Raw genomic sequence first — 18,504 nt, forward strand, 5'->3', positions numbered from 1 at the left:
TTCGGGGAGGCTATATCTCCCCGAAACTCTGCACCAGCGATCCGACGATCAAGTACCAGCCATCAATTAGCACAAAGAAGATGAGTTTGAACGGCAGTGAGATCATCGCTGGTGGCAGCATCATCATGCCCATCGCCATCAGCACCGATGACACCACCATATCGATCACCAGGAACGGCACGAAGACCAAAAACCCGATCTCAAAGCTGCGCTTCAGTTCCGACAGCATGAAGGCGGGGATCAGGACATGGATCGGCACATCTTCGGGCTTGGCCACAGGTGCCGTCTTCGACATGTCCATGAACAGTTGCACGTCACGTTCGCGCACATGCCGCGTCATGAAGGCGTGAAAAGGCTCCACCGCCCGCTTGAAGGCCGTGATCTCGTCAATCTCTTCATTGATCAGCGGACGCAGGCCGCGTTCGTAGGAGGCCTGGAGGGTGGGCGCCATGATGAAGAAGGTCAGGAACATGGCCAGACTGACCAGCACCTGATTGGGTGGCACCTGCATGGTGCCAAGGGCCGACCGCAGGAAGCTGAGCACGATGGTGATGCGGACAAAGCAGGTCATCATGATCAGGATGCTGGGCGCCAGGGACAGCACCGTCAGGAGCATCACGAACTGGATGATACGGCCGGTGCCGCTGGCGCCCTGATCGCCTAAGTCCAGCGACAGGCTTTGCGCCGCCGCCGGCCCTGCCGACAGCAGCATTAGGCCCAGCAGCGGCAGCGTCAGGCGGCGGCAAAGCAACAGCATAGGCGCCATCATGGTGCGGACCCCGCCTGTTCCTGGCGGTCCAGCGCCGCCTTGAAATCCCCTGGCGGCATGATCCCCGTCTCCACCACCCGGTCCTCCCCAATGCCCAGCAGCAGCAGATGTTCCACCCCATCGCGCCGCACCAACACCAGCCGGCGGCGCGCATCCAGGGCCATCACCTCCACCACGCTCAGCCTTTTATCACCTTTCCGGCGTACGGCCAGCCCGGCGGCGGGCCCATAACGGCGCAGCAGAACCGCGAAAACCGCGATCAGTGCCAGAACGGCACCCAGCGCCAGGATCAGCCGCAGGTAATTGGCCGCGTCCATTCACATATCCTTGCCGGTACGATAGGCCTGGGCGGCGCGCATGCGGGTGGCGTGCGTCTCGCGTCCCCCCAACTTGTCACCATGCACGCGCTCCAGCGTGCCGGCCACTTGGTCCAGTGCAGCCATCACCTGTTCCAGTTTCGGCAGCAGGGATCGGGCCTGCGGCGGCGGCAGGGCCAGGATGGTGTCCAGGATGGGTTTCACCTCCCGCTCCAGACCATAGAGATCAACCATCTCCCCCTCCGACAGAGTTTTGTCACCCTGGGTCAGTAGAGACAGCAGACTGTCCAGCGTATGTCCGATATCGTCCGGAGCGGGCAGGGTGGGGATGGTGGGATTATCGGTCATGGCGTTGTCGGCCGATCCAGGGGCTTCAGGTCAAGTTCGCCCGCGCGTTCGTTCAACGTGCCATTGGCGCGGTACACATGGGCAAGGATTTCCGCCACAGCGGCGATGGCTTCAATAGGAATTTCGCTTTCCACATCGACCGCGGCAAGAATTTCCGCAAGGTCGGCATCTGTGCGTACCTTTACCCCGTGGGCAAAGGCCAGTTCCAAGATCTGTTCGGCCACCGCGCCGTGCCCACTGGCCACGATGCGCGGCAGACTGGGATCGCCCCGTTCGTGCCGCAGGGCCACGGCCACCTGTCGGCGGGCGGGGGTGGGCGGGGGGCTTTCAGGCGGTGGAAGCAACGGCATGGCCCTTGTCGGATGTGCCATTCCGGGCGCGAAACCACCCTTGCGGCGGAAAGCATCCTAGCAGATGCGATTGTCCAGTGCGAGGCGGCTTCGCGCATGCGATTTCACGTTCCTTGGCGTCGCACTTGCGCTATGTTGGGAATGAAAACCGCTGGGCCTCCCCCGGCCCTGTGGTTTTGTCCCCGCAAAAGGCGGGCAGGGTGGCCGAAAACCCACCCGAACAGCCGAAAATGGCGCGAAAATTGCATCAAATTTGGTCTGGAGAGGGTGCCCGTCGGGCGCCTTCATGGGCAAGGATGGAAGAAGGGTATCGCCATGGATCTGAAGGATAGCGGCATATTCCGCCTGATGTCGGACAAGATGGCCTGGCATAATCAGCGGCAGGAGGTTCTGTCCAAGAACATCTCCAACGCCGATACGCCGGAATTCCGTCCGCACGATCTGGTGAAATTCGACTTCAAGAAGCAATTGCGCGAAACGGCCCGCATGCCGCTGGCCGGTGGCGAAAACGGTCATCTGTCCGGCACCATCGTGTCGAAGACGGGTTTCAAGGATGGGCAGGAACGCAACCCCTATGAAACCGCGCCCGCCGGCAATGCCGTCGTCCTGGAAGAACAGATGATGAAGGTCGGCCAGAATGCCATGGAGTACCAGACCGTCACCAACCTGTACCGCAAGCAGGTTGGCATGCTGAAAACCGCGATGACGCCGCCGCGTTAAGGCGCGCTGCTGCTGGCTGTTAGGGGGACCGGAACATGGATCTGATGAATTCAATGGCGGCATCGGCCGCCGGCATGAAGGTGCAGGGTACGCGCCTGCGTGTCATCGCCGAAAACCTGGCCAACGCCAATTCCACGGCCCCGTCGCCGGGCGACCTGCCGTACCGCCGCAAGGTGGTGATGTTCCAGAACGCGCTGGACAAGCAGATGGAAACCGACCTGGTCCAGGTCAAAAAGATCGACGTGGACCGCAGCGACTTCCAGCGCCGTTATGATCCCGGCCATCCGTCGGCGGATGCCGATGGCTATGTGCTGCTGCCCAATGTCAATTCGCTGGTGGAAAGCATGGACATGCGCGAGGCGCAGCGTTCATACGAAGCGAACCTGAATACGCTGGACGCCACCCGTTCCATGATCATGCGTACCATAGATCTGCTGCGTTCCAACTGATTGACCCTCCCCTCCGGACAGAAGAGACAGAGCCATGGCCATTCCCATCAGCGGTGCCGCCGCCGCCTATGCCAGTGCCGCCACCCGCGGCCTCAGTGCGCCTTCCCGGTCCGGCCCGACGGAGGGGCCGTCTTTTGGTGACATGCTGGAAAGTGCCGTCGGGCAATCCATCCAGACCATGCACAAGGGCGAGGAGATGACGGCCAAGGGCGTTCTGGGCAAGGCCGATCTGGCCGATGTGGTGAATGCCGTCACCAACGCCGAGGTGACCCTGCAGGCGGTGGTGAATGTGCGTGACAAGGTGATTTCCGCCTATCAGGAAATCCTGCGCATGCCGATGTGACGGCAAGCCGGATCTATCATCATGAATGAGGCCGAAGCCATCGAGATCGTGCGCGATGCGCTGTTCACCACGATCATCGTCAGCCTGCCCTTGATGTTGATTGCGCTGGTGGTCGGCCTTGCCATTTCCCTGTTCCAGGCGCTGACGCAGCTGCAGGAACAGACCCTGACCTTCGTGCCGAAAATCCTGATCTTGTTCACGGCCATGGTGTTCCTGCTGCCCTTCATGAATGGGCATTTGAAGGTCTTCACCGAACGGATCATGGACCGCATCATCGCGGTGGGGACCGGCATCGATAACGGGGATGATGGCTGATGTCGCTGGATGCGATCCTGGGCGGGTCCGTCTATGCTTTTCTGATGATTTTCGTGCGGCTGGGTTCCGCCTTTCTGATCATGCCCGGCTATGGCGAACAGTTCGTGTCGCCGCGTATCCGCCTGCTGTTCGCGCTGGCCGTGTCGTTCATCTTGTTGCCCATTCTGCTGCCATCCATGCCAAAGCCGCCGGCCAGTCCGGCTGATCTCACGCTGTTGATCATTTCAGAGGCGATGATCGGCATCTTCCTGGGGACCATTACCCGCATGCTGATGGCGGCGCTGGAAACGGCGGGCATGCTGATCGCCAATCAGGTGGGGCTTTCGGCGGCGCAGGCCTTCAATCCGGCCATGTCGTCGCCGGGCAATGCGATATCCTCCATCCTGGGTGTGCTGGCCCTGATGCTGATCTTTGCCACCGACATGCATCACATGCTGCTGCTGGCGGTTGTTGACAGCTACTCACTTTTTCAGCCGGGGCAATGGCTGCCGATCGGCGACGTGGCACAGCATCTGACGCGTGTGATGGCCGACAGCTTTCTGATCGGAATGCAGCTTTCGGCACCTTTTACCGTGATCGGGCTGCTATTCTATCTGGGCCTTGGCCTTATTTCACGTATGGTGCCACAGATTCAGGTGTTCTTTGTCGGTGCACCGATCCAGATCCTGCTGGGCCTGTTGTTGCTGGGCCTCAGCCTGACAGCGCTGATGACTTTCTGGCTGACCCGGTTCGAGGGTCAGCTTGTCAATATCCTGCAGCTGTGATGGGGAGCGCACGCCATGGCTGAAGATCAGGATGAAGACAGCAAAACAGAACAACCTACCGGCAAACGGCTTCAGGAAGCCCGTGATAAAGGTCAGGTTCCAAAGTCGCAGGAATTCACCCACCTGTTCGTGCTGACGGCGTCTCTGGTCCTGATCCTGATGGTGCTGCCCTGGTCATTCGGGCGAATATCGGCATCCATCACGCCATTCATCGAGCAACCGCACGCCATCATCATGGATGGTGGGGCCTTGACCACGGTTTTCACCGACCTGATCACCAGCACCTTGATCTCCATGGTGGTGCCGTTGGCCATCCTGCTGGTTGCCGGTGTCACCGCCTCCATCGTGCAGGTTGGCTTTCTGGTGACGACTGAGAAATTCTTGCAGTTCGATCTGAACCGCCTGAATCCCTTGCCGGCGTTGGCCCAGAAATTCTCGATGAAGAATCTGGTGGAGTTTCTGAAATCGCTGGTCAAGCTGGTGATCGTCTCCATCGTTGTCTACATTATGCTGCGGCCCCTCTGGGATTCTGTGGATCACTTCATTTCGATGGCGATCATCGACATCGTGAAGGAGACTCAGCATCTGGCCGCCAAGATCATCTTCGCCGTCATCCTGGTTCTGCTGACGCTGGCCGGCGCCGACTACGTCTATCAGCGCTATACGTTCATGAAGCAGATGCGCATGACGAAGCAGGAGATCAAGGAAGAGTTCAAGCAGGCGGAAGGTGATCCGCTGATCAAAGGCAAGATCCGGCAACTGCGTATGGAGCGCGCCCGTAACCGCATGATGGGCAATATTCCAACGGCAGACGTTGTGGTGACCAACCCCACCCACTATGCCGTTGCCCTGAAATATGATCCTGCCGTGATGGGGGCACCGACGGTCGTTGCCAAGGGCGTGGACCATCTGGCCATGCGTATCCGCGAAATCGCGGAAGAACATGACGTCCCCCTGATCACCAACCCCGCCCTGGCCCGTGCGCTTTATGCAACGGCAGAGGTAAACGAGGAAATTCCTACCGATCATTACAAGGCGGTGGCGGAAATCATCTCCTACGTCTTCAAGATGAAGCGCAAGCCCATCCCCCGGTGACCCCGGTTCCTTACTGTTTGTCGTGCCTGACATTCTTCTTCGTGTAGGATAGGAGCCTGCCGATAATCCGACCGGTGTTCCCATGCGCAAATCCACCCCTGTCGCCCGTTCCGGCCTGAACCCGACCGCGCGCGTCGCCGGCCTGTGGGCGTTGGTAATGGTGCTGGCGGGCATTGCCGCTATGGTTTGGCTGGCCCGGCTGGATGGCCCGCCACCGGTGGAATGGCCTGCCGGGCTTCGTGGGGGTGTGGCGGTTTGGCTGGGCGGCGGCATTCTGGCCTTTGGGGCTGTGATGCTGATCCGTGCGGTGGCGGAGCGGGCGGGCAGTGTCGAGGAACGCCGCCATCTTCTGGCCCGCGCGCTGGAGGCGGCACCGGTTGCGACCGTCATCATTGGTAGCGATGGTCGTGCCCTGCACTATAATCCCGCCTTCCGCGATCTGGCGCAGCCGGGGACACAGCCGCCCTTGTCGGCGCTGGGTGCTGCGGCGGGGACCGGTCTGGCTCCGCTGGAGATCAAACGGTTGCTGGCAGCGGTTGAGCGCGGGCTGGACGGGGAGGCGGATATCAGTTTTGCCGATGCACGCCGGTTCCGCATAACCGCCCGCCCGCTTGATGGCATCGCTGGCTGTTCGGTCTGGCAGGTTCAGGCCGTGGAGGCCGCACCCGCCCCGGTGATGGAGCCTACCCCGGCGCCGCCCGCACCGGCCGCCGATTCTGGGGAGATTGAGCGGCTGCGCTGCGATCTGGCGCGGATCGAGGAACGGTTTCGGCGGTTCTTCGATTATGCCCCCATCGGTATTGCGCTGATCGATGCCGATCTGCGGCTGGCCGAATGCAATGATACCGTCCTGGCCCTATCCGGCCTGTCGCGTGACGATGCGCAGGGTCGCCCTGTGGCCAATCTGTTCAAACGGGATCAGCGTACGGCCATTCAGCAGCGCCTGTCGGCCATCCGTGATGGCGGTGAAGGAGGGCCTGTGCATGAGGCGCAACTGCGCGGCACCCACGGCCCGATCGTGCATCTTTATGCCCGCCGCGACGATGGCGCGCCCGCCGCCGGTGTGGTCCTGCATATGGTCGACATGACCAACCAGAAGAATCTGGAGGCGCAGTTCGTCCAGTCTCAAAAGATGCAGGCGATCGGGCAGCTTGCCGGCGGCGTGGCGCATGATTTCAACAATCTGCTGACAGCGATGATCGGCTTTTGTGACCTGCTGCTGCTGCGGCACAAGCCAGGCGACCATTCCTTCACCGATATCATGCAGATCAAGCAGAATGCCAACCGCGCCGCTAATCTGGTGCGCCAGTTGCTGGCTTTCTCCCGGCAGCAGACCTTGCAGCCGCGTGTTCTGTCGGTCACCGACGTTCTGGCCGAACTGTCCAATCTGCTGCGCCGCCTGATCGGTGAGAATATCGAACTGAAGATGCTGCATGGCCGCGACCTGGGGCTGGTCAAGGTGGACCAGGGGCAGCTTGAGCAGGTGATCATCAATCTCTGCGTCAATGCCCGTGACGCCATGGTGGAGACGGGTGGACGGCTGACCGTTGTCACCTCCAACCTGCATGTTGCCGATCCGGTGCAGCGCGCGACGGAGACGATGCCCGCCGGTGATTATGTGGTGATTGAGGTCATCGATACCGGTGTGGGCATCCCGGCTGAGAACCTGCAACGCATCTTCGAGCCGTTTTTCTCCACCAAGGAGCTGGGGTCCGGCACTGGCCTGGGCCTGTCCACCGTCTATGGCATTGTGCGGCAGACGGGTGGATTTGTGTTTGTCGACAGCGCGCCCGGCGATGGTGCCAAATTCTCCATCTATCTGCCGCGATACCAGGAGGAGGGCGTGCAGGCCGCCACCCTGGATAAGGCTGAAAAGGGCAGTGCCGACCTGACGGGGACGGGCCGCATCCTGCTGGTGGAGGATGAAGACGCCGTTCGCGTCTTCTCCGCCCGCGCCCTTCGCAACAAAGGGTATGAGGTGGTGGAGGCAAAAAGCGGGGAGGCGGCGCTTGACCTGCTGCGCCGTCCCGACCGGCCAGAGGTGGACCTGATCGTCACCGATGTGGTGATGCCGCAACTGGACGGTCCGGCCATGATCCGCGCCGTGCGAGAGTTCATGCCTGATGTGAAGGTGATCTTCATTTCCGGCTATGCCGAGGAGCGGTTTCGCAGTTCCGTTGGCGGCGGGGAGGTGGTGGAGTTTCTGCCAAAGCCGTTCAGCCTGAAACAACTGGCCGGCAAGGTGAAGGAGGTCATGGAACAATGAAGGCGGGCCGCCGCCAGGCCTGTCGGGTAACAAGCGCGAGCGGCAACAGGGCCACGGCATCGACCATCGCAATGATCCGCAGCGGTCCATCCGGCAGGCCGGCGCGGGCATAGACCGCCAGAAAGCCAATGATGCTGATGCCTACGGTCAGGCTGGATATGCGACGTGCGGTCGGGTCGATCATCGCCCAGAGGGCCGCCACCATGACGGCCAGGAACAGTGCGCCGCGATGGATGATCAGAACGCCTGTCGGCCCCGCTGGCGCCACGTCGTAAAGCCGCATTGCCAGATCGGGCGCGAAAAGCACCGCCGTCGGCATAAGATGCACCAAAGCCAACAGCAGCCATGCCACCTTCACCACTTTTTTTTTCGCCATGACCACCGCCCGATTTATTCAACGGGCAGGATAGAGACGGCATCAGCGGTGGGCGATTACCCGTCAGGTAATCGCCATCACGCTAGTGTCATCGGGCCAGTTTCGGGCCCGACTGCACGCTGACTTCGCCCGTACGGTTCAGCGCCTTGGCCAACGCATCCAGCCGGCGCTGGACGCTGTCACCGGTCAGCATGGCGGCATCTTCGGGCAGGAAAAGGGTCAGTTTCTGATCGCCAAGGCGCAGCAGGGTCCGTTGTAACAGGGTGGCCGCACCGCCGGTCAGCGTGTGGGCAAGGCGCAGAGCAAGGCCGACAATATAGGCCCGCGTCAGCGCCCCTTCCTTTAACAGACCACGGGCGGGGGCCAGGATGGTGCTGTCCAGAGTGCCAGCATAGCGGACATGGACAGCCGTCGCCAGGAAAGCGCGCTCGGCATGGTCCACGCCCGCGAACGGCATGCGCAGGATACGCAGGAAGGCATGTTCGGCGCGGTAATCGGGATGTTCGGCCCAACCCAGATCGGATAGCAGACAGGCGGCCTGACGCAGGCGCCGCGCCGTCGGGTCTTCCCCCACGAACAGCGGCGCTGTCCAGCCGGTGAGGATTTCGGCATGGCCGAAACGACCGATCCGTTCGGCCACGTCCTCACACGCGGTGATCAGCGGGTCCTGCCGCTTTTCGGAGGCGTCCAGCAGGTCGTAGAGATGCCCCTCACGCAGACCGTACGCGGAGAAGGTCACGCGCGATGGCTGCACAGCCTTCAGCACGCGTTCCATGACCAGCGCGGCGAGCGGCAGGGTATCCAGGCGACGCTTCGACACGCCCTGCATCTTTTCCAGATTGCTGCGTCCAGCGCGGGCAACAGTGCCGGCGAATTCCGCCATGGCGGCACCATCCACACTGTACTGGTGGATGATGTGCAGCGGGTGGTTCACCTGCTCCAGATGCATTTTGGCCAGCGCACGCCAGGCACCACCCACCGGGTAATAGGTGCGGCCCTTGCCACGCGACAGCCAGTCCAGCTTGGCCAGATGCTGATCGATCAGCTTGGCAGCGGGACCGGGCTTGCCCTCCGTCGCCTCCAGCAGGCGCAGCGGACCCAACGGCGTGGTTACCTGCGCCCCGATCTCCCCTTTTTCCAGCAGCACCAGTTCCAGACTGCCACCGCCCAGGTCACCGGCCAGCCCCTCGGCATTGGGGGCACCCGACAGCACGCCCAGTGCTGCCAGCCGCGCCTCTTCCTCACCCGACAGAACATCCACGTGAAAGCCGGTGCGGCGCGTGATCTCCGCCACGAAATCGGCCCCGTCGGCGGCATCACGCACAGCCGCGGTGGCCAGCACGTCGATGCGGCGGACCTGCATCCCTTCCAGCAGGCGGCGGAAGCGGACAAGGTTATCCAGTGCCAGCACCACCCCATCGGGGTTCAGCTTGCCCGTCCGTTCCACCGTCTTGCCCAGGCTGGGCAGCACCTTTTCATTGAAAAGGGCGACGGGCGAGCGCGTCAGCTTCTCATAGACGACGCAGCGCATCGAATTGGAACCGACATCGATGACCGCAAGGCGGTCGTCGGCATGGGCGTGATCCACGTTGGGGTGATCCGCTTTCAGTGACAACATCGGGGAGAATGCCGGGTTACGGGAAATTGCTCAACACCAGTTTCGGCGGCAGACGCGCCTCCGTTGTGGCACTGCCCCGACCCGAAAGGCTGGGGTTTGTCATGAAATAGGTATGAGCGTTAAAGCTTTCGAGGCAAGGCTCCACGCGGCGGTATGTCGCGTCGGGTTGCAGGACCCAGCTTTGCGTATTGTCCTTGAGGTTGGCGACCATGATCTGGTCCAGCACCTGCTGATGCACCGTCGGATTCTCGATGGGCACCAGGGTTTCGATGCGGCGGTCCAGATTGCGGGGCATCCAGTCGGCGGACGAGATGTAAATCTTGGCCTGACGTGAGGGCAGGCCATGACCATTGCCGAAGCAGATGACGCGGCCATGTTCCAGGAACCGGCCCACGATCGACTTCACATGAATGTTTTCCGACAGGCCGGGCACGCCAGGGCGCAGGCAGCAGATGCCGCGGATCACCAGTTCGATCTTCACCCCGTTCTGCGACGCCTCATACAGCTTGTCGATCAGCTTGGCATCGACAAGGCTGTTCAGCTTCACCCAGATCTGGGCCGGGCGGCCGGCATGGGCATGCGCGATTTCGGCATCGATCAGATCGACCAGACGCTGGCGCAGGGTGATGGGGGCGATGGCGATCTTTTCCAGCGCCTTGGGCGTGGCATAGCCCGTCATGTAGTTGAACATGTGGGCCGCGTCATGGCCCAGCGCCACATCGCAGGTAAAGAAGGACAGGTCGGTGTAAACCTTAGCCGTGATCGGGTGGTAATTGCCGGTGCCGAAATGCACATAGGTGCGCAGCCCCTGGCTTTCACGGCGGACCACCAGCGAGACCTTGGCATGGGTCTTCAGGTCCACGAAACCGTAGACCACCTGTACCCCGGCGCGTTCCATGTCGCGGGCCCAGCGGATATTGGCCTCTTCATCGAACCGCGCCTTCAGTTCCACCAGGGCGGTTACCGACTTGCCCTGCTCGGCAGCGTCGATCAGGGCCGCCACGATGGGGCTGTTCTTCGACGTGCGGTACAAGGTCTGCTTGATGGCCAGGACGTTGGGGTCGGCGGCGGCCTGGCGCAGGAACTGCACCACCACGTCGAAGCTTTCGAACGGATGGTGGACGACGATGTCCTTCTGGCGGATGGCGGCGAAGCAATCGCCGCCGAAATCGCGGATACGCTCCGGGAAGCGGGCATTATAGGGCGGGAACAACAGGTCGGGTCGGTCATCGCCGATGATCTGCTTGGTATCCGCCAGCCCGATCAAGCCATCCAGCACGAAGACATCATCGTTGGAGACGTTCAGTTCATCGACCAGGAAGGCGCGTAATTCCTTCGACATGCCGGCATTCACGGCCAGCCGGATCACGCTGCCGCGCTTGCGCCGCTTAAGTGCCGACTCAAACGTGCGGACCAAATCTTCCGCCTCTTCCTCAATTTCCATTTCGCTGTCGCGCAGCACGCGGAACACGCCACTGCCCTTCAATACGAAGGGCGGGAAAAGGCGGGAAATGAAGGTCAGGACAACCTGTTCCAGCAGGACATATCGCGTCTCGTTGCCCGGCAGGCGGATGAACCGCTCCAACTGCGTCGGCAGCATGACCAGCGCATCCAGGTTGGCGCCCTTTTGCGGGTCGAATAATTGCAGGGCAAGCGCAAAGCCGCTGGATGGCAGGAAGGGGAACGGGTGAGCCGGATCGACCGCGATGGGGGTCAGGACGGGGAAAATCTCGTCAATGAAGCGGGCTTCCAGCCAGTCATGCTCCGACGCCGTCAGTTCATCGGGGTCGACAACCGCGATACCGTTGGTCCGCAGCAGCTTGCGCAGCATCAGCCAGCACACCTGCTGGTCGCGCATGACCTCCGTCACCCGGTAGTTGATGGCGGCCAGTTGCTGCGCCGGGGTCAGGTTGTCGTCGGACGGAGTCGTCACCTTGGCAGCGACCTGTGCCTTCAGGCCGGCGACACGGACCGTATAGAATTCATCCAGGTTGCTGGCCGAAATGGACAGGAAGCGCAGCCGTTCCAGCAGCGGATGCTGATTATTGTACGCCTCTTCCAGAACACGCTGATTAAAGGCCAGCCAGGACAGTTCGCGGTTGATGAACCGCTCCGGGCTGTCGGCGGCAATGCCGCTTTTGGACGGGATCAGCGCGTTGGCGACCAGCGTGTCGGCCAGCAAAGAATCGGGTTGCGTGGCGGTCGGCAACGTGTCGGGGGCGGCGGTCACAGCGATCTCGTCCTTCTGGTCCTGCGGGGCAGGTGCAGTATATGTTGCTTCTGTGACGGTTTTGGGTACACGCGTCCCGCGCGGGCGGCGACGCTGCCCTGCTGTTCCGGTTCCGCTATCCTTGCCATTGGTGGTCATGAAGACACTCTATCTGCTGCGGCACGCCAAATCGGACTGGGATGACCCGCGGCTGGCCGACCATGACCGGCCGTTGAGCGCGCGGGGCCACCGCGCCGCCGCGACGATGGCGAATTATTGGACCGCGCGCAAGGGCGGGCCGCCGCGCCCCGACCTTGTGGTCTGTTCCACCGCCACGCGCGCCCGCGCCACGCTGGAGATTGTGGCGGCATCCTGGGGCACCAGCCTGCCGCCCACTACATTCGACCGGTCCATCTATCTGTGCGGAGAGGAATTGCTGCTGGACCGGGTAAAGGCCCTGCCAGAACAGACAGGCACGGCCCTGTTTGTGGGCCATAATCCGGACTTCCAGCTTCTGGCCCGTGATCTGTGCGGTCGGGGGGATGCGGCACTGCGTCAGTCGCTGGCGACCAAGCTGCCCACCTGTTCCTTTGTCGAAATCAATGTGCCGGATGGGCTGTCCTGGCGGGACCTGGGCTGGGGAAGCTGTACCCTAGCGGGCTTCACGCGACCGCGCGATCTGGAAGACCGGTAACCGGGGGTCATTGCCCCTTCCGTCCCATGCCGCACTGCGGTATGTGAAGGGATCATTCCCTGACGGAACCGAGGCGCGAGCCCCCTTGAACGCCAAGCCCAAGGCCCCCCGCATTCCCCGCCCGGAGCGGGAGGTGGAAATCAAACTGCTGGCCGATCCGGCGGATCTGCCCCGCATCGCGGCCCTGTCGCTGGTCCGCGAACGGCTGGTGATGCAGGCAGAGCCGGCGCGTCAGCATACGGCCTATTATGACACGCCGGGTCTGGCGCTGGCCAAGCGCGGTCTGGCCCTGCGCCTGCGCCGGCAGGGGATGAAGCGCGAACAGTCGGTGAAGACCATGTCGTCGGGCGAGGCGGGCGATGGTGCCGGCATTGCCGTTCGCCGCGAATGGCGCTGGGATGTGGCCGGCGATGGGCTGGATGCCGGCCTGCTGCGTCAGGGGGACCTGTCGGAACTGATTCCCGCCGACGCGCTGGACAGCCTGTCCCCCCTGTTCACCACCGATGTGCAGCGCACTATCCTGCTGCTGCGTGCGGGTGATGAGGGGCGGGTGGAACTGGCACTGGATCTGGGGCAGGCCCTGGTCATGTCCCCCGATGGCCAGCCGTCTGCCCGGCACACGATCAGTGAGGTGGAACTGGAGCTGAAACAGGGCGAAGTGGCTGACCTGTTCCGGTTGGCCGCCGACATCCATGCCCGCGTGCCGCTGCGCCTGTCGACCCGCAGCAAGGCCGATCTGGGTCTGGCCCTGCTGACGGGGGCGCAGCCGCGCGCCCATGCCGTTCGGCCCTTGGGTATCACGCCCATCACCACCGTGATGGAGGCGTTCCGTCATATCGGCCGCAACGGTCTGGCCCATCTGCTGGACAATCAGCCGGCCTTTACCGACGGCATGGGCGATCCGGCGGCGCTGCGCGAAATGGCGTCGGCGGTGCGGCGGCTGATCACGGCCTATAGCCTGTTCGCCGACCTGATCCATACCGATCAGGGTGACGCCCTGCGCGACCAACTGAAGGTGCTGGGCCGCAAACTGGAAAAGGCGCGTGATTGGCAGAAGCTGGCCATGGCCCTGACCGAACTACCGCAGGAGGCCCGCAAGGGTGCCGTCGGGCCGGTATCGGCGGCACGGGCCAAGGCACTGGACAAGGCCATGCGACTGCTGTCCTCACCGGAATGGACGGGCTGGCAACTGGAATTTGCCGCCTGGCTGGAAGCTGGTGACTGGGCACAGCAGCCCCATGGCTGCCCGTTCGGCACCACACTGTCGGAAATCGCCGGCGACATGCTGCGCCAGCGCCTTGAGGCACTGCGCGCCGTTGGGCTGCCGGGAGATGTCGCCACCGCCATCAAGGCGCATAAACGCCTGCGCAAGCTGCGCTATGACCTGGATTTCTGCCGCGCCGTGTGGCCCGCCGAACGGGTGGACCCGTTGCAGCGCGCCGTCGATGCTCTGCGCACGCCATTGAAGCAGGTGGCGGATGACATGAACGCGGCTGGTTTGCTGGACAAGATTGAACAGTCCGCCGCCGCCGATGCCCTGCGCAAGCGCGCCGCTGCCGCCTTGAAGCCGTTGCCAGCGCTATGGACAGCGTTCCTCGCGGCAGATGTGGTGGCAGCGGTGGCGGCTTAGGGCGCCACCGCGAACCGATACTCGCTGCGCGACCGGAACCGTTCACCCGGTCGCAGTAGCGTGCCTGGGAATCCAGGCTGGTTGGGGCTGTTCTGGAAATGCTGGGGTTCCAGGCAGACGCCGCAATGGGGTTTATAGATGGCACCGCCTCGGCCCACCATATCGACGGCGTTGGCGGTGAAGAGCTGTACGCCGGGTTCGGTGGTCCAGAGCTCCATTGTCCGGCCGCTGCCGGGATGGGACAGGCGGGCGGCCTTGCGGGGCTTGCCGCCATGGGGGCCACGGATCACGAAGCAATGATCATAGCCGCCACCGATCCGCATCTGTTCCTCAGTTGAAGCGATGTCCCTGCCAATGGGTTTGGGCGTGCGGAAATCCAGTGCGGTACCCGCCACGGACCTGATCTCCCCTGTCACCATCTTGTCCGGGCCGAAAGCGGTGAAGCCGTCTGCCTCCATCGTCAGAAGGTGATCATGGACCAGGGAACCCGACACGCCCGACAGGTTGAAATAGCCGTGATGGGTGGGGTTCAAGACCGTGGGGCGTGTCGTCAGCGCCTCGATCTCCAGGCAGAAGCGATTATCCGGTGTCAGGCTGTAGATGACGCTGATGCCCAGTTCGCCGGGAAACCCCTGATCCCCGTCCGCCGACAGCAGGGTCATGCGGACCGCAGCCCCATCGAGGATCTGGCCCCGCCAGTTGCGCTTGGCAAAACCGACCGGGCCGCCATGAGAGGAATGTTTGGACCCGCCCGTGTCCAACACCACTTCCCGCCCATCCAGCGGGAAGCGGCCATTGCCGATGCGCCCGGCGTAACGGCCGACCAGCGTGCCAAAGTTCCGGGACTTGGTGCGGTAGCTTTCGAAATCATCCAGGCCCAGGACGATATCGGCGAAGCTCCCCGCCTTGTCAGGCATGACAAGGTTGGTGACGGCGGCGCCATAGGTCATGACGCGCAGGTTGGCGCCCGTACCGTTGGAGAGCGTGTAGAGCGTGACAGGTGCGCCGTCCGGCATCTGCCCGAACAACTGTTCCGTCACGCCAGGCCTTTGCGCCGCCCGCGTCGCGCATCCGGCCAGCGGCAGCGCTGCCAGGGAGGAGAGCAGGGTGCGGCGCGACAGGATCACGGTCATGGGCGGAACGTTCCCTCAATCCAATGGAAAAGGGGCCGGGACGCGGCATGCATCCCGGCCCCCTTGAACCAACCAGTTTACATCTTGTAGCGGGCGCCCAGATAGAACTGACGGCCCGTGTGATGATAGACATAGGTGGAGTTGCGGACGCCATCCAACTCGCCATGGTACTGGCGGTTGGCCTCGTCGGTCAGGTTCAACGCCTCAAACGAGACGGTGAAATTCTCGGTCACGTTATAAGACGCCGAGGCATCGAACGTGGTCGTAGCCGCCTTGCCGATGGCCACAATCCCGCGCGTACCGGCGTTGGCCGCGGGAACCTGCTGATAATAGCCGGAACGGTAGGCGACAGAGACACGGGCGTTGAACTTCTCCCCGTCGTCATAATACAGCGTGCCGTTCCAGGCATCCGGCGACAAGTTGACCAGATTGGCCGTGACATAAGCCGAGCAGGCCGAGGTCGAGCAATAGTCGATCTTTGACGACACATGCGTGTAATTGGCCTGCACACCCAGATTGTCGAACCCTTCCGGCAGGAAGCTGAACGGCGCCTGGAAGCTGACTTCAAAGCCTTTCAGCGGACCACCCGGCGTGTTGGTGGGGGTGCTGAACACATAGGTCAGGTTGGGATCACGCCCGCCGCCCGCCGGGAACGCTTCCGCATTCATGGCGGTCAACTGCGCATAGGTCAGCGTCTGCTGGGTGGTCTGCACGAAGGTGGAGATGTCCTTGTAGAAATACGCGAAGGAGATCAGTGACTCCGGCGCGAAGTACCATTCCAGCGACAGGTCCACCGTATCGGCGCGGTAGGGTTCCAGCGTGACATTGCCCAGCGAGGCAGCGGGGTTTGGCGCATTCAGGGCCGTGAGCGTAAAGACCGGCGTCAAGTTGGTGACCGGCGGCCGTGACAGCACCTTGGCAGCGGCGGCGCGCAGGATCACGTCATCCACCGGCTCCAGCGACATATTGATGGAGGGCAGGGTGTCCTTGTAGCTGTTCTTGCCGGTGACGGGCCGGGTGGCGTTGTTGATGAAGGAATAGCCGGTGGCGGTGACGTCGGTCTTCACCTGACGCACGCCGACATTGCCGCGGAACGGCATGTCGCCAATGTCCGTGTTCCAGTCCACCTGCGCCCAGAAGCCCAGCGACTCTTCCTTCACATTGCGCCAGTTGGCCAGGGTGGCGCTGTTCTCCAGACCCAGGCTGCGGAAGTCACCACCGGCAACGCCCGTATCGCAATTGCAGTTGATGTTGAACAGCTTCTCAAACGCCGCCAGATCGGGGACCAGCCAACTGGTCGGCGTGCCGGTGGGCAGGTCCAGCCCCTTGCCGAAGCCGGTCAGCAGCTTGGTCACGCTGGCCAGCGTGGTGCCGGCGGGCAGGGCGGGGGCGACATTGCTGGTGGCCGAGGGGCGGGCGAAGGCCTGGGCGTCGGACTTAAACCGCTTCCAGTTGACGCCGCCCTTGGCGCTGAACGTGTCATTGATGTCCCAGGCCAGATCACCCTGTGCGGTATCATAGGTGTTGGTCTGAAAGGTCGGGTTCATGCGGATTTCCGACCGGGGATTGGGACCGGTCGGGCCGGTGAACGTCCAACTGGACGGGTTGGTGACGTCAAACCCGTAATCAATCAGCGGCAGGTTGGAATTCTCGCGGAAATCCCAGCTATAGCCGTCGGTATTCTGCCGGTCCATCAGGACCGTAGTCTGGACCGGATTGTCGAACTTCGACTTGGCCCGGCCACCCGTTACGCTGCCGCGCACCGTCTCGCTGAACTCGTGATCCACGTTCAGCGTATATTGCGTGAATTCGGTCTTCAGCACGTCGAAGCGCTGTTCGGACCGGATGTCCATGTCATCCAGCTTGGCATAGACCATTTCACCGGTCTGGGGATCGACAACGGCCTGGACAATGTCCACTTCCGGCTTGCCGCCCTGAGACGCGTTGCGGCTCAGCGACCAGGCTTCCAGGAAGTTTTCCTGACGCGTGCTGTCCAGCTTGGAATAGAGCACGTCGAAGCTGACGGTGGTGTTGCCCTCGTTCGGCTTGGCCTGCAAGGACAGGGTGGCGCCGGTGCGTTCCTGACTATGGACCAGACGGCCATAGCGCGGGATGCGCGGGTGGAACACGCCGCCGGCCGATGAGGCGCCGCCGGGCAGGGCCGCCGGATTCTGGAAGCCGTTATCGCCATTGGCCGGGCCCCAGCGCACAGAGCTGAACCCTTCTTCCAGCAGGTCACGTTCTGAATAGGCGACCGACAGCAACGCACCCACCTGATCATCCAGCCAGGTGTTGGACAGCAGGACGGCACCGCGCGGGTCCACCTTCTCCGACAGGTCGTTATAACCGGCCTGGGCGGAGGCTGCGGCAGTGAAGCCGTTGAAATCGAAGGGGCGCGAGGTCTTCAGATCGACCGTGGCGCCCAGCGAGCCTTCCTCAACCTCGGCGGACGCGGTTTTGCGCACCGTGATGTTGTTGAACAGTTCGGATGCGAAGACGTTGAAGTCGAAACCGCGGCCACGGTTGGTGCCGCCGGAGCTGTCGGTGGCGCCGGTGGTGGCCTGCGCCTCGATCCCGTTGATGCGGGTGCGGGTGAATTCTGATGACAGGCCGCGCACCGTCAGCGACCGGCCCTCGCCCGCGTCGCGGTCGATGGAAACGCCGGGGATGCGCTGGATGCTTTCGGCCAGATTGGTGTCAGGAAAATCCGCAATATCTTCCGCGCTGATCGCGTCGACGACACCGGCCTCATTACGCTTGATGTTCAGCGAGTTGGCAAGGCTGGCACGGAAACCGGTAACCACAATCTCTTCCAGGACCGCACCGCTGTCGGTCTGGGCCGGGGCCTGCTGGGCCTGTGCATTCGTGGCGGAAACGGCCATGGACAGGGCGAAAGCCGAGACGCCATAAGGAATTGCGCGGCGAAGGCCACGATGGATACGGGACATGGGATTCCTCCTCCTGTTCGGGACCTCGGTGCTTTACCGCACCGTTTATCCCCTTTTTGCATCAGCGACGGGCGATTTTTCTTGCCAATTGTCACCGGTGTCATAAGAAACTATGCATGGTTTGAAACGGAACGCAAGCGGTGGAAACAGGAAACGGAAC

At 62.6% G+C, this 18,504-nt stretch carries 18 protein-coding genes; 9 read left to right on the forward strand and 9 right to left on the reverse strand.

Annotation, left to right across the window (positions count from 1 at the left end; translation table 11 throughout):
* Positions 1 to 10: 10 nt before the first annotated feature.
* The 4 genes from fliP to C0V82_RS03125 are packed head-to-tail and all read right to left on the reverse strand — an operon-like array spanning position 11 to position 1,784.
* A complete protein-coding gene (gene fliP / locus C0V82_RS03110) occupies positions 11 to 766 on the reverse strand; it encodes a flagellar type III secretion system pore protein FliP (RefSeq protein WP_245924203.1) in 756 nt (251 codons plus the stop codon).
* Positions 766 to 1,086: a flagellar biosynthetic protein FliO gene (locus C0V82_RS03115; RefSeq protein ID WP_102111081.1), complete on the reverse strand. Its 321-nt coding sequence runs from the start codon at positions 1,084 to 1,086 to the stop codon at positions 766 to 768. Before C0V82_RS03115 ends, fliP begins: the two co-directional genes overlap by 1 nt.
* Positions 1,087 to 1,434, reverse strand: coding sequence for a hypothetical protein (locus tag C0V82_RS03120; RefSeq protein ID WP_102111082.1), 348 nt, complete (start codon positions 1,432 to 1,434; stop codon positions 1,087 to 1,089).
* The gene (locus tag C0V82_RS03125; protein WP_188595090.1) at positions 1,431 to 1,784 is read right to left on the reverse strand and encodes an EscU/YscU/HrcU family type III secretion system export apparatus switch protein; all 354 of its coding nucleotides are present in this window, start codon (positions 1,782 to 1,784) and stop codon (positions 1,431 to 1,433) included. The genes C0V82_RS03120 and C0V82_RS03125 overlap by 4 nt, the downstream gene beginning before the upstream one ends.
* Before the next feature lie 315 nt (positions 1,785 to 2,099).
* On the opposite strand from C0V82_RS03125, the gene flgB reads away from it, so the two are divergent.
* The 7 genes from flgB to C0V82_RS03160 all read left to right on the forward strand — a co-directional run bounded on the left by flgB (position 2,100) and on the right by C0V82_RS03160 (position 7,736).
* Positions 2,100 to 2,504: a flagellar basal body rod protein FlgB gene (gene flgB, locus C0V82_RS03130; protein ID WP_102111084.1), complete on the forward strand. Its 405-nt coding sequence runs from the start codon at positions 2,100 to 2,102 to the stop codon at positions 2,502 to 2,504.
* A 35-nt stretch (positions 2,505 to 2,539) separates the two neighbouring features.
* Complete coding sequence (gene flgC, locus C0V82_RS03135) at positions 2,540 to 2,953, forward strand: flagellar basal body rod protein FlgC (RefSeq protein ID WP_054169562.1); 414 nt, start codon at positions 2,540 to 2,542, stop codon at positions 2,951 to 2,953.
* 34 nt (positions 2,954 to 2,987) lie between these two features.
* Positions 2,988 to 3,296, forward strand: coding sequence for a flagellar hook-basal body complex protein FliE (gene fliE, locus C0V82_RS03140; RefSeq protein ID WP_102111085.1), 309 nt, complete (start codon positions 2,988 to 2,990; stop codon positions 3,294 to 3,296).
* A 21-nt stretch (positions 3,297 to 3,317) separates the two neighbouring features.
* Positions 3,318 to 3,611 (forward strand): flagellar biosynthesis protein FliQ, encoded by a 294-nt coding sequence (fliQ, locus tag C0V82_RS03145; RefSeq protein WP_102111086.1) that lies wholly within the window; start codon positions 3,318 to 3,320, stop codon positions 3,609 to 3,611.
* Positions 3,611 to 4,375, forward strand: a complete 765-nt coding sequence (fliR, locus tag C0V82_RS03150; RefSeq protein WP_102111087.1) for a flagellar biosynthetic protein FliR — start codon at positions 3,611 to 3,613, stop codon at positions 4,373 to 4,375. Before fliQ ends, fliR begins: the two co-directional genes overlap by 1 nt.
* A 15-nt stretch (positions 4,376 to 4,390) precedes the next feature.
* Positions 4,391 to 5,470: a flagellar biosynthesis protein FlhB gene (gene flhB, locus C0V82_RS03155; protein ID WP_102111088.1), complete on the forward strand. Its 1,080-nt coding sequence runs from the start codon at positions 4,391 to 4,393 to the stop codon at positions 5,468 to 5,470.
* An 82-nt stretch (positions 5,471 to 5,552) separates the two neighbouring features.
* The gene (locus C0V82_RS03160) at positions 5,553 to 7,736 is read left to right on the forward strand and encodes a PAS domain-containing hybrid sensor histidine kinase/response regulator (RefSeq protein ID WP_188595089.1); all 2,184 of its coding nucleotides are present in this window, start codon (positions 5,553 to 5,555) and stop codon (positions 7,734 to 7,736) included.
* Here C0V82_RS03160 and C0V82_RS03165 read toward each other — a convergent pair.
* The 3 genes from C0V82_RS03165 to C0V82_RS03175 all read right to left on the reverse strand — a co-directional run bounded on the left by C0V82_RS03165 (position 7,723) and on the right by C0V82_RS03175 (position 12,098).
* Positions 7,723 to 8,112 carry a hypothetical protein gene (locus C0V82_RS03165; protein WP_102111089.1) on the reverse strand — a complete coding sequence of 130 codons (390 nt, stop codon included), beginning with the start codon at positions 8,110 to 8,112 and terminating at the stop codon, positions 7,723 to 7,725. The genes C0V82_RS03160 and C0V82_RS03165 overlap by 14 nt on opposite strands.
* 88 nt (positions 8,113 to 8,200) lie before the next feature.
* On the reverse strand, positions 8,201 to 9,700 hold the full coding sequence (locus C0V82_RS03170; RefSeq protein ID WP_245924134.1) for a Ppx/GppA family phosphatase: 1,500 nt from the start codon (positions 9,698 to 9,700) through the stop codon (positions 8,201 to 8,203).
* Between the two features lie 46 nt (positions 9,701 to 9,746).
* On the reverse strand, positions 9,747 to 12,098 hold the full coding sequence (locus tag C0V82_RS03175) for an RNA degradosome polyphosphate kinase (protein WP_245924135.1): 2,352 nt from the start codon (positions 12,096 to 12,098) through the stop codon (positions 9,747 to 9,749).
* Here C0V82_RS03175 and C0V82_RS03180 point away from each other — a divergent pair.
* Positions 12,097 to 12,633: a SixA phosphatase family protein gene (locus tag C0V82_RS03180; RefSeq protein WP_158659701.1), complete on the forward strand. Its 537-nt coding sequence runs from the start codon at positions 12,097 to 12,099 to the stop codon at positions 12,631 to 12,633. The genes C0V82_RS03175 and C0V82_RS03180 overlap by 2 nt on opposite strands.
* An 85-nt stretch (positions 12,634 to 12,718) precedes the next feature.
* Complete coding sequence (locus tag C0V82_RS03185; protein ID WP_158659702.1) at positions 12,719 to 14,263, forward strand: CYTH and CHAD domain-containing protein; 1,545 nt, start codon at positions 12,719 to 12,721, stop codon at positions 14,261 to 14,263.
* Here the strand turns inward: C0V82_RS03185 and C0V82_RS03190 are convergent.
* Positions 14,260 to 15,396 (reverse strand): aldose epimerase family protein, encoded by a 1,137-nt coding sequence (locus C0V82_RS03190; RefSeq protein WP_102111092.1) that lies wholly within the window; start codon positions 15,394 to 15,396, stop codon positions 14,260 to 14,262. The two genes, C0V82_RS03185 and C0V82_RS03190, sit on opposite strands and share 4 nt — an antisense overlap.
* 77 nt (positions 15,397 to 15,473) lie before the next feature.
* Entirely contained in the window at positions 15,474 to 18,344 is a 2,871-nt protein-coding gene (locus C0V82_RS03195; RefSeq protein ID WP_102113201.1) for a TonB-dependent receptor, read from the reverse strand.
* Positions 18,345 to 18,504: the final 160 nt, after the last annotated feature.

The organism is Niveispirillum cyanobacteriorum (genome assembly GCF_002868735.1).
Taxonomy (GTDB): Bacteria; Pseudomonadota; Alphaproteobacteria; order Azospirillales; family Azospirillaceae; genus Niveispirillum; species Niveispirillum cyanobacteriorum.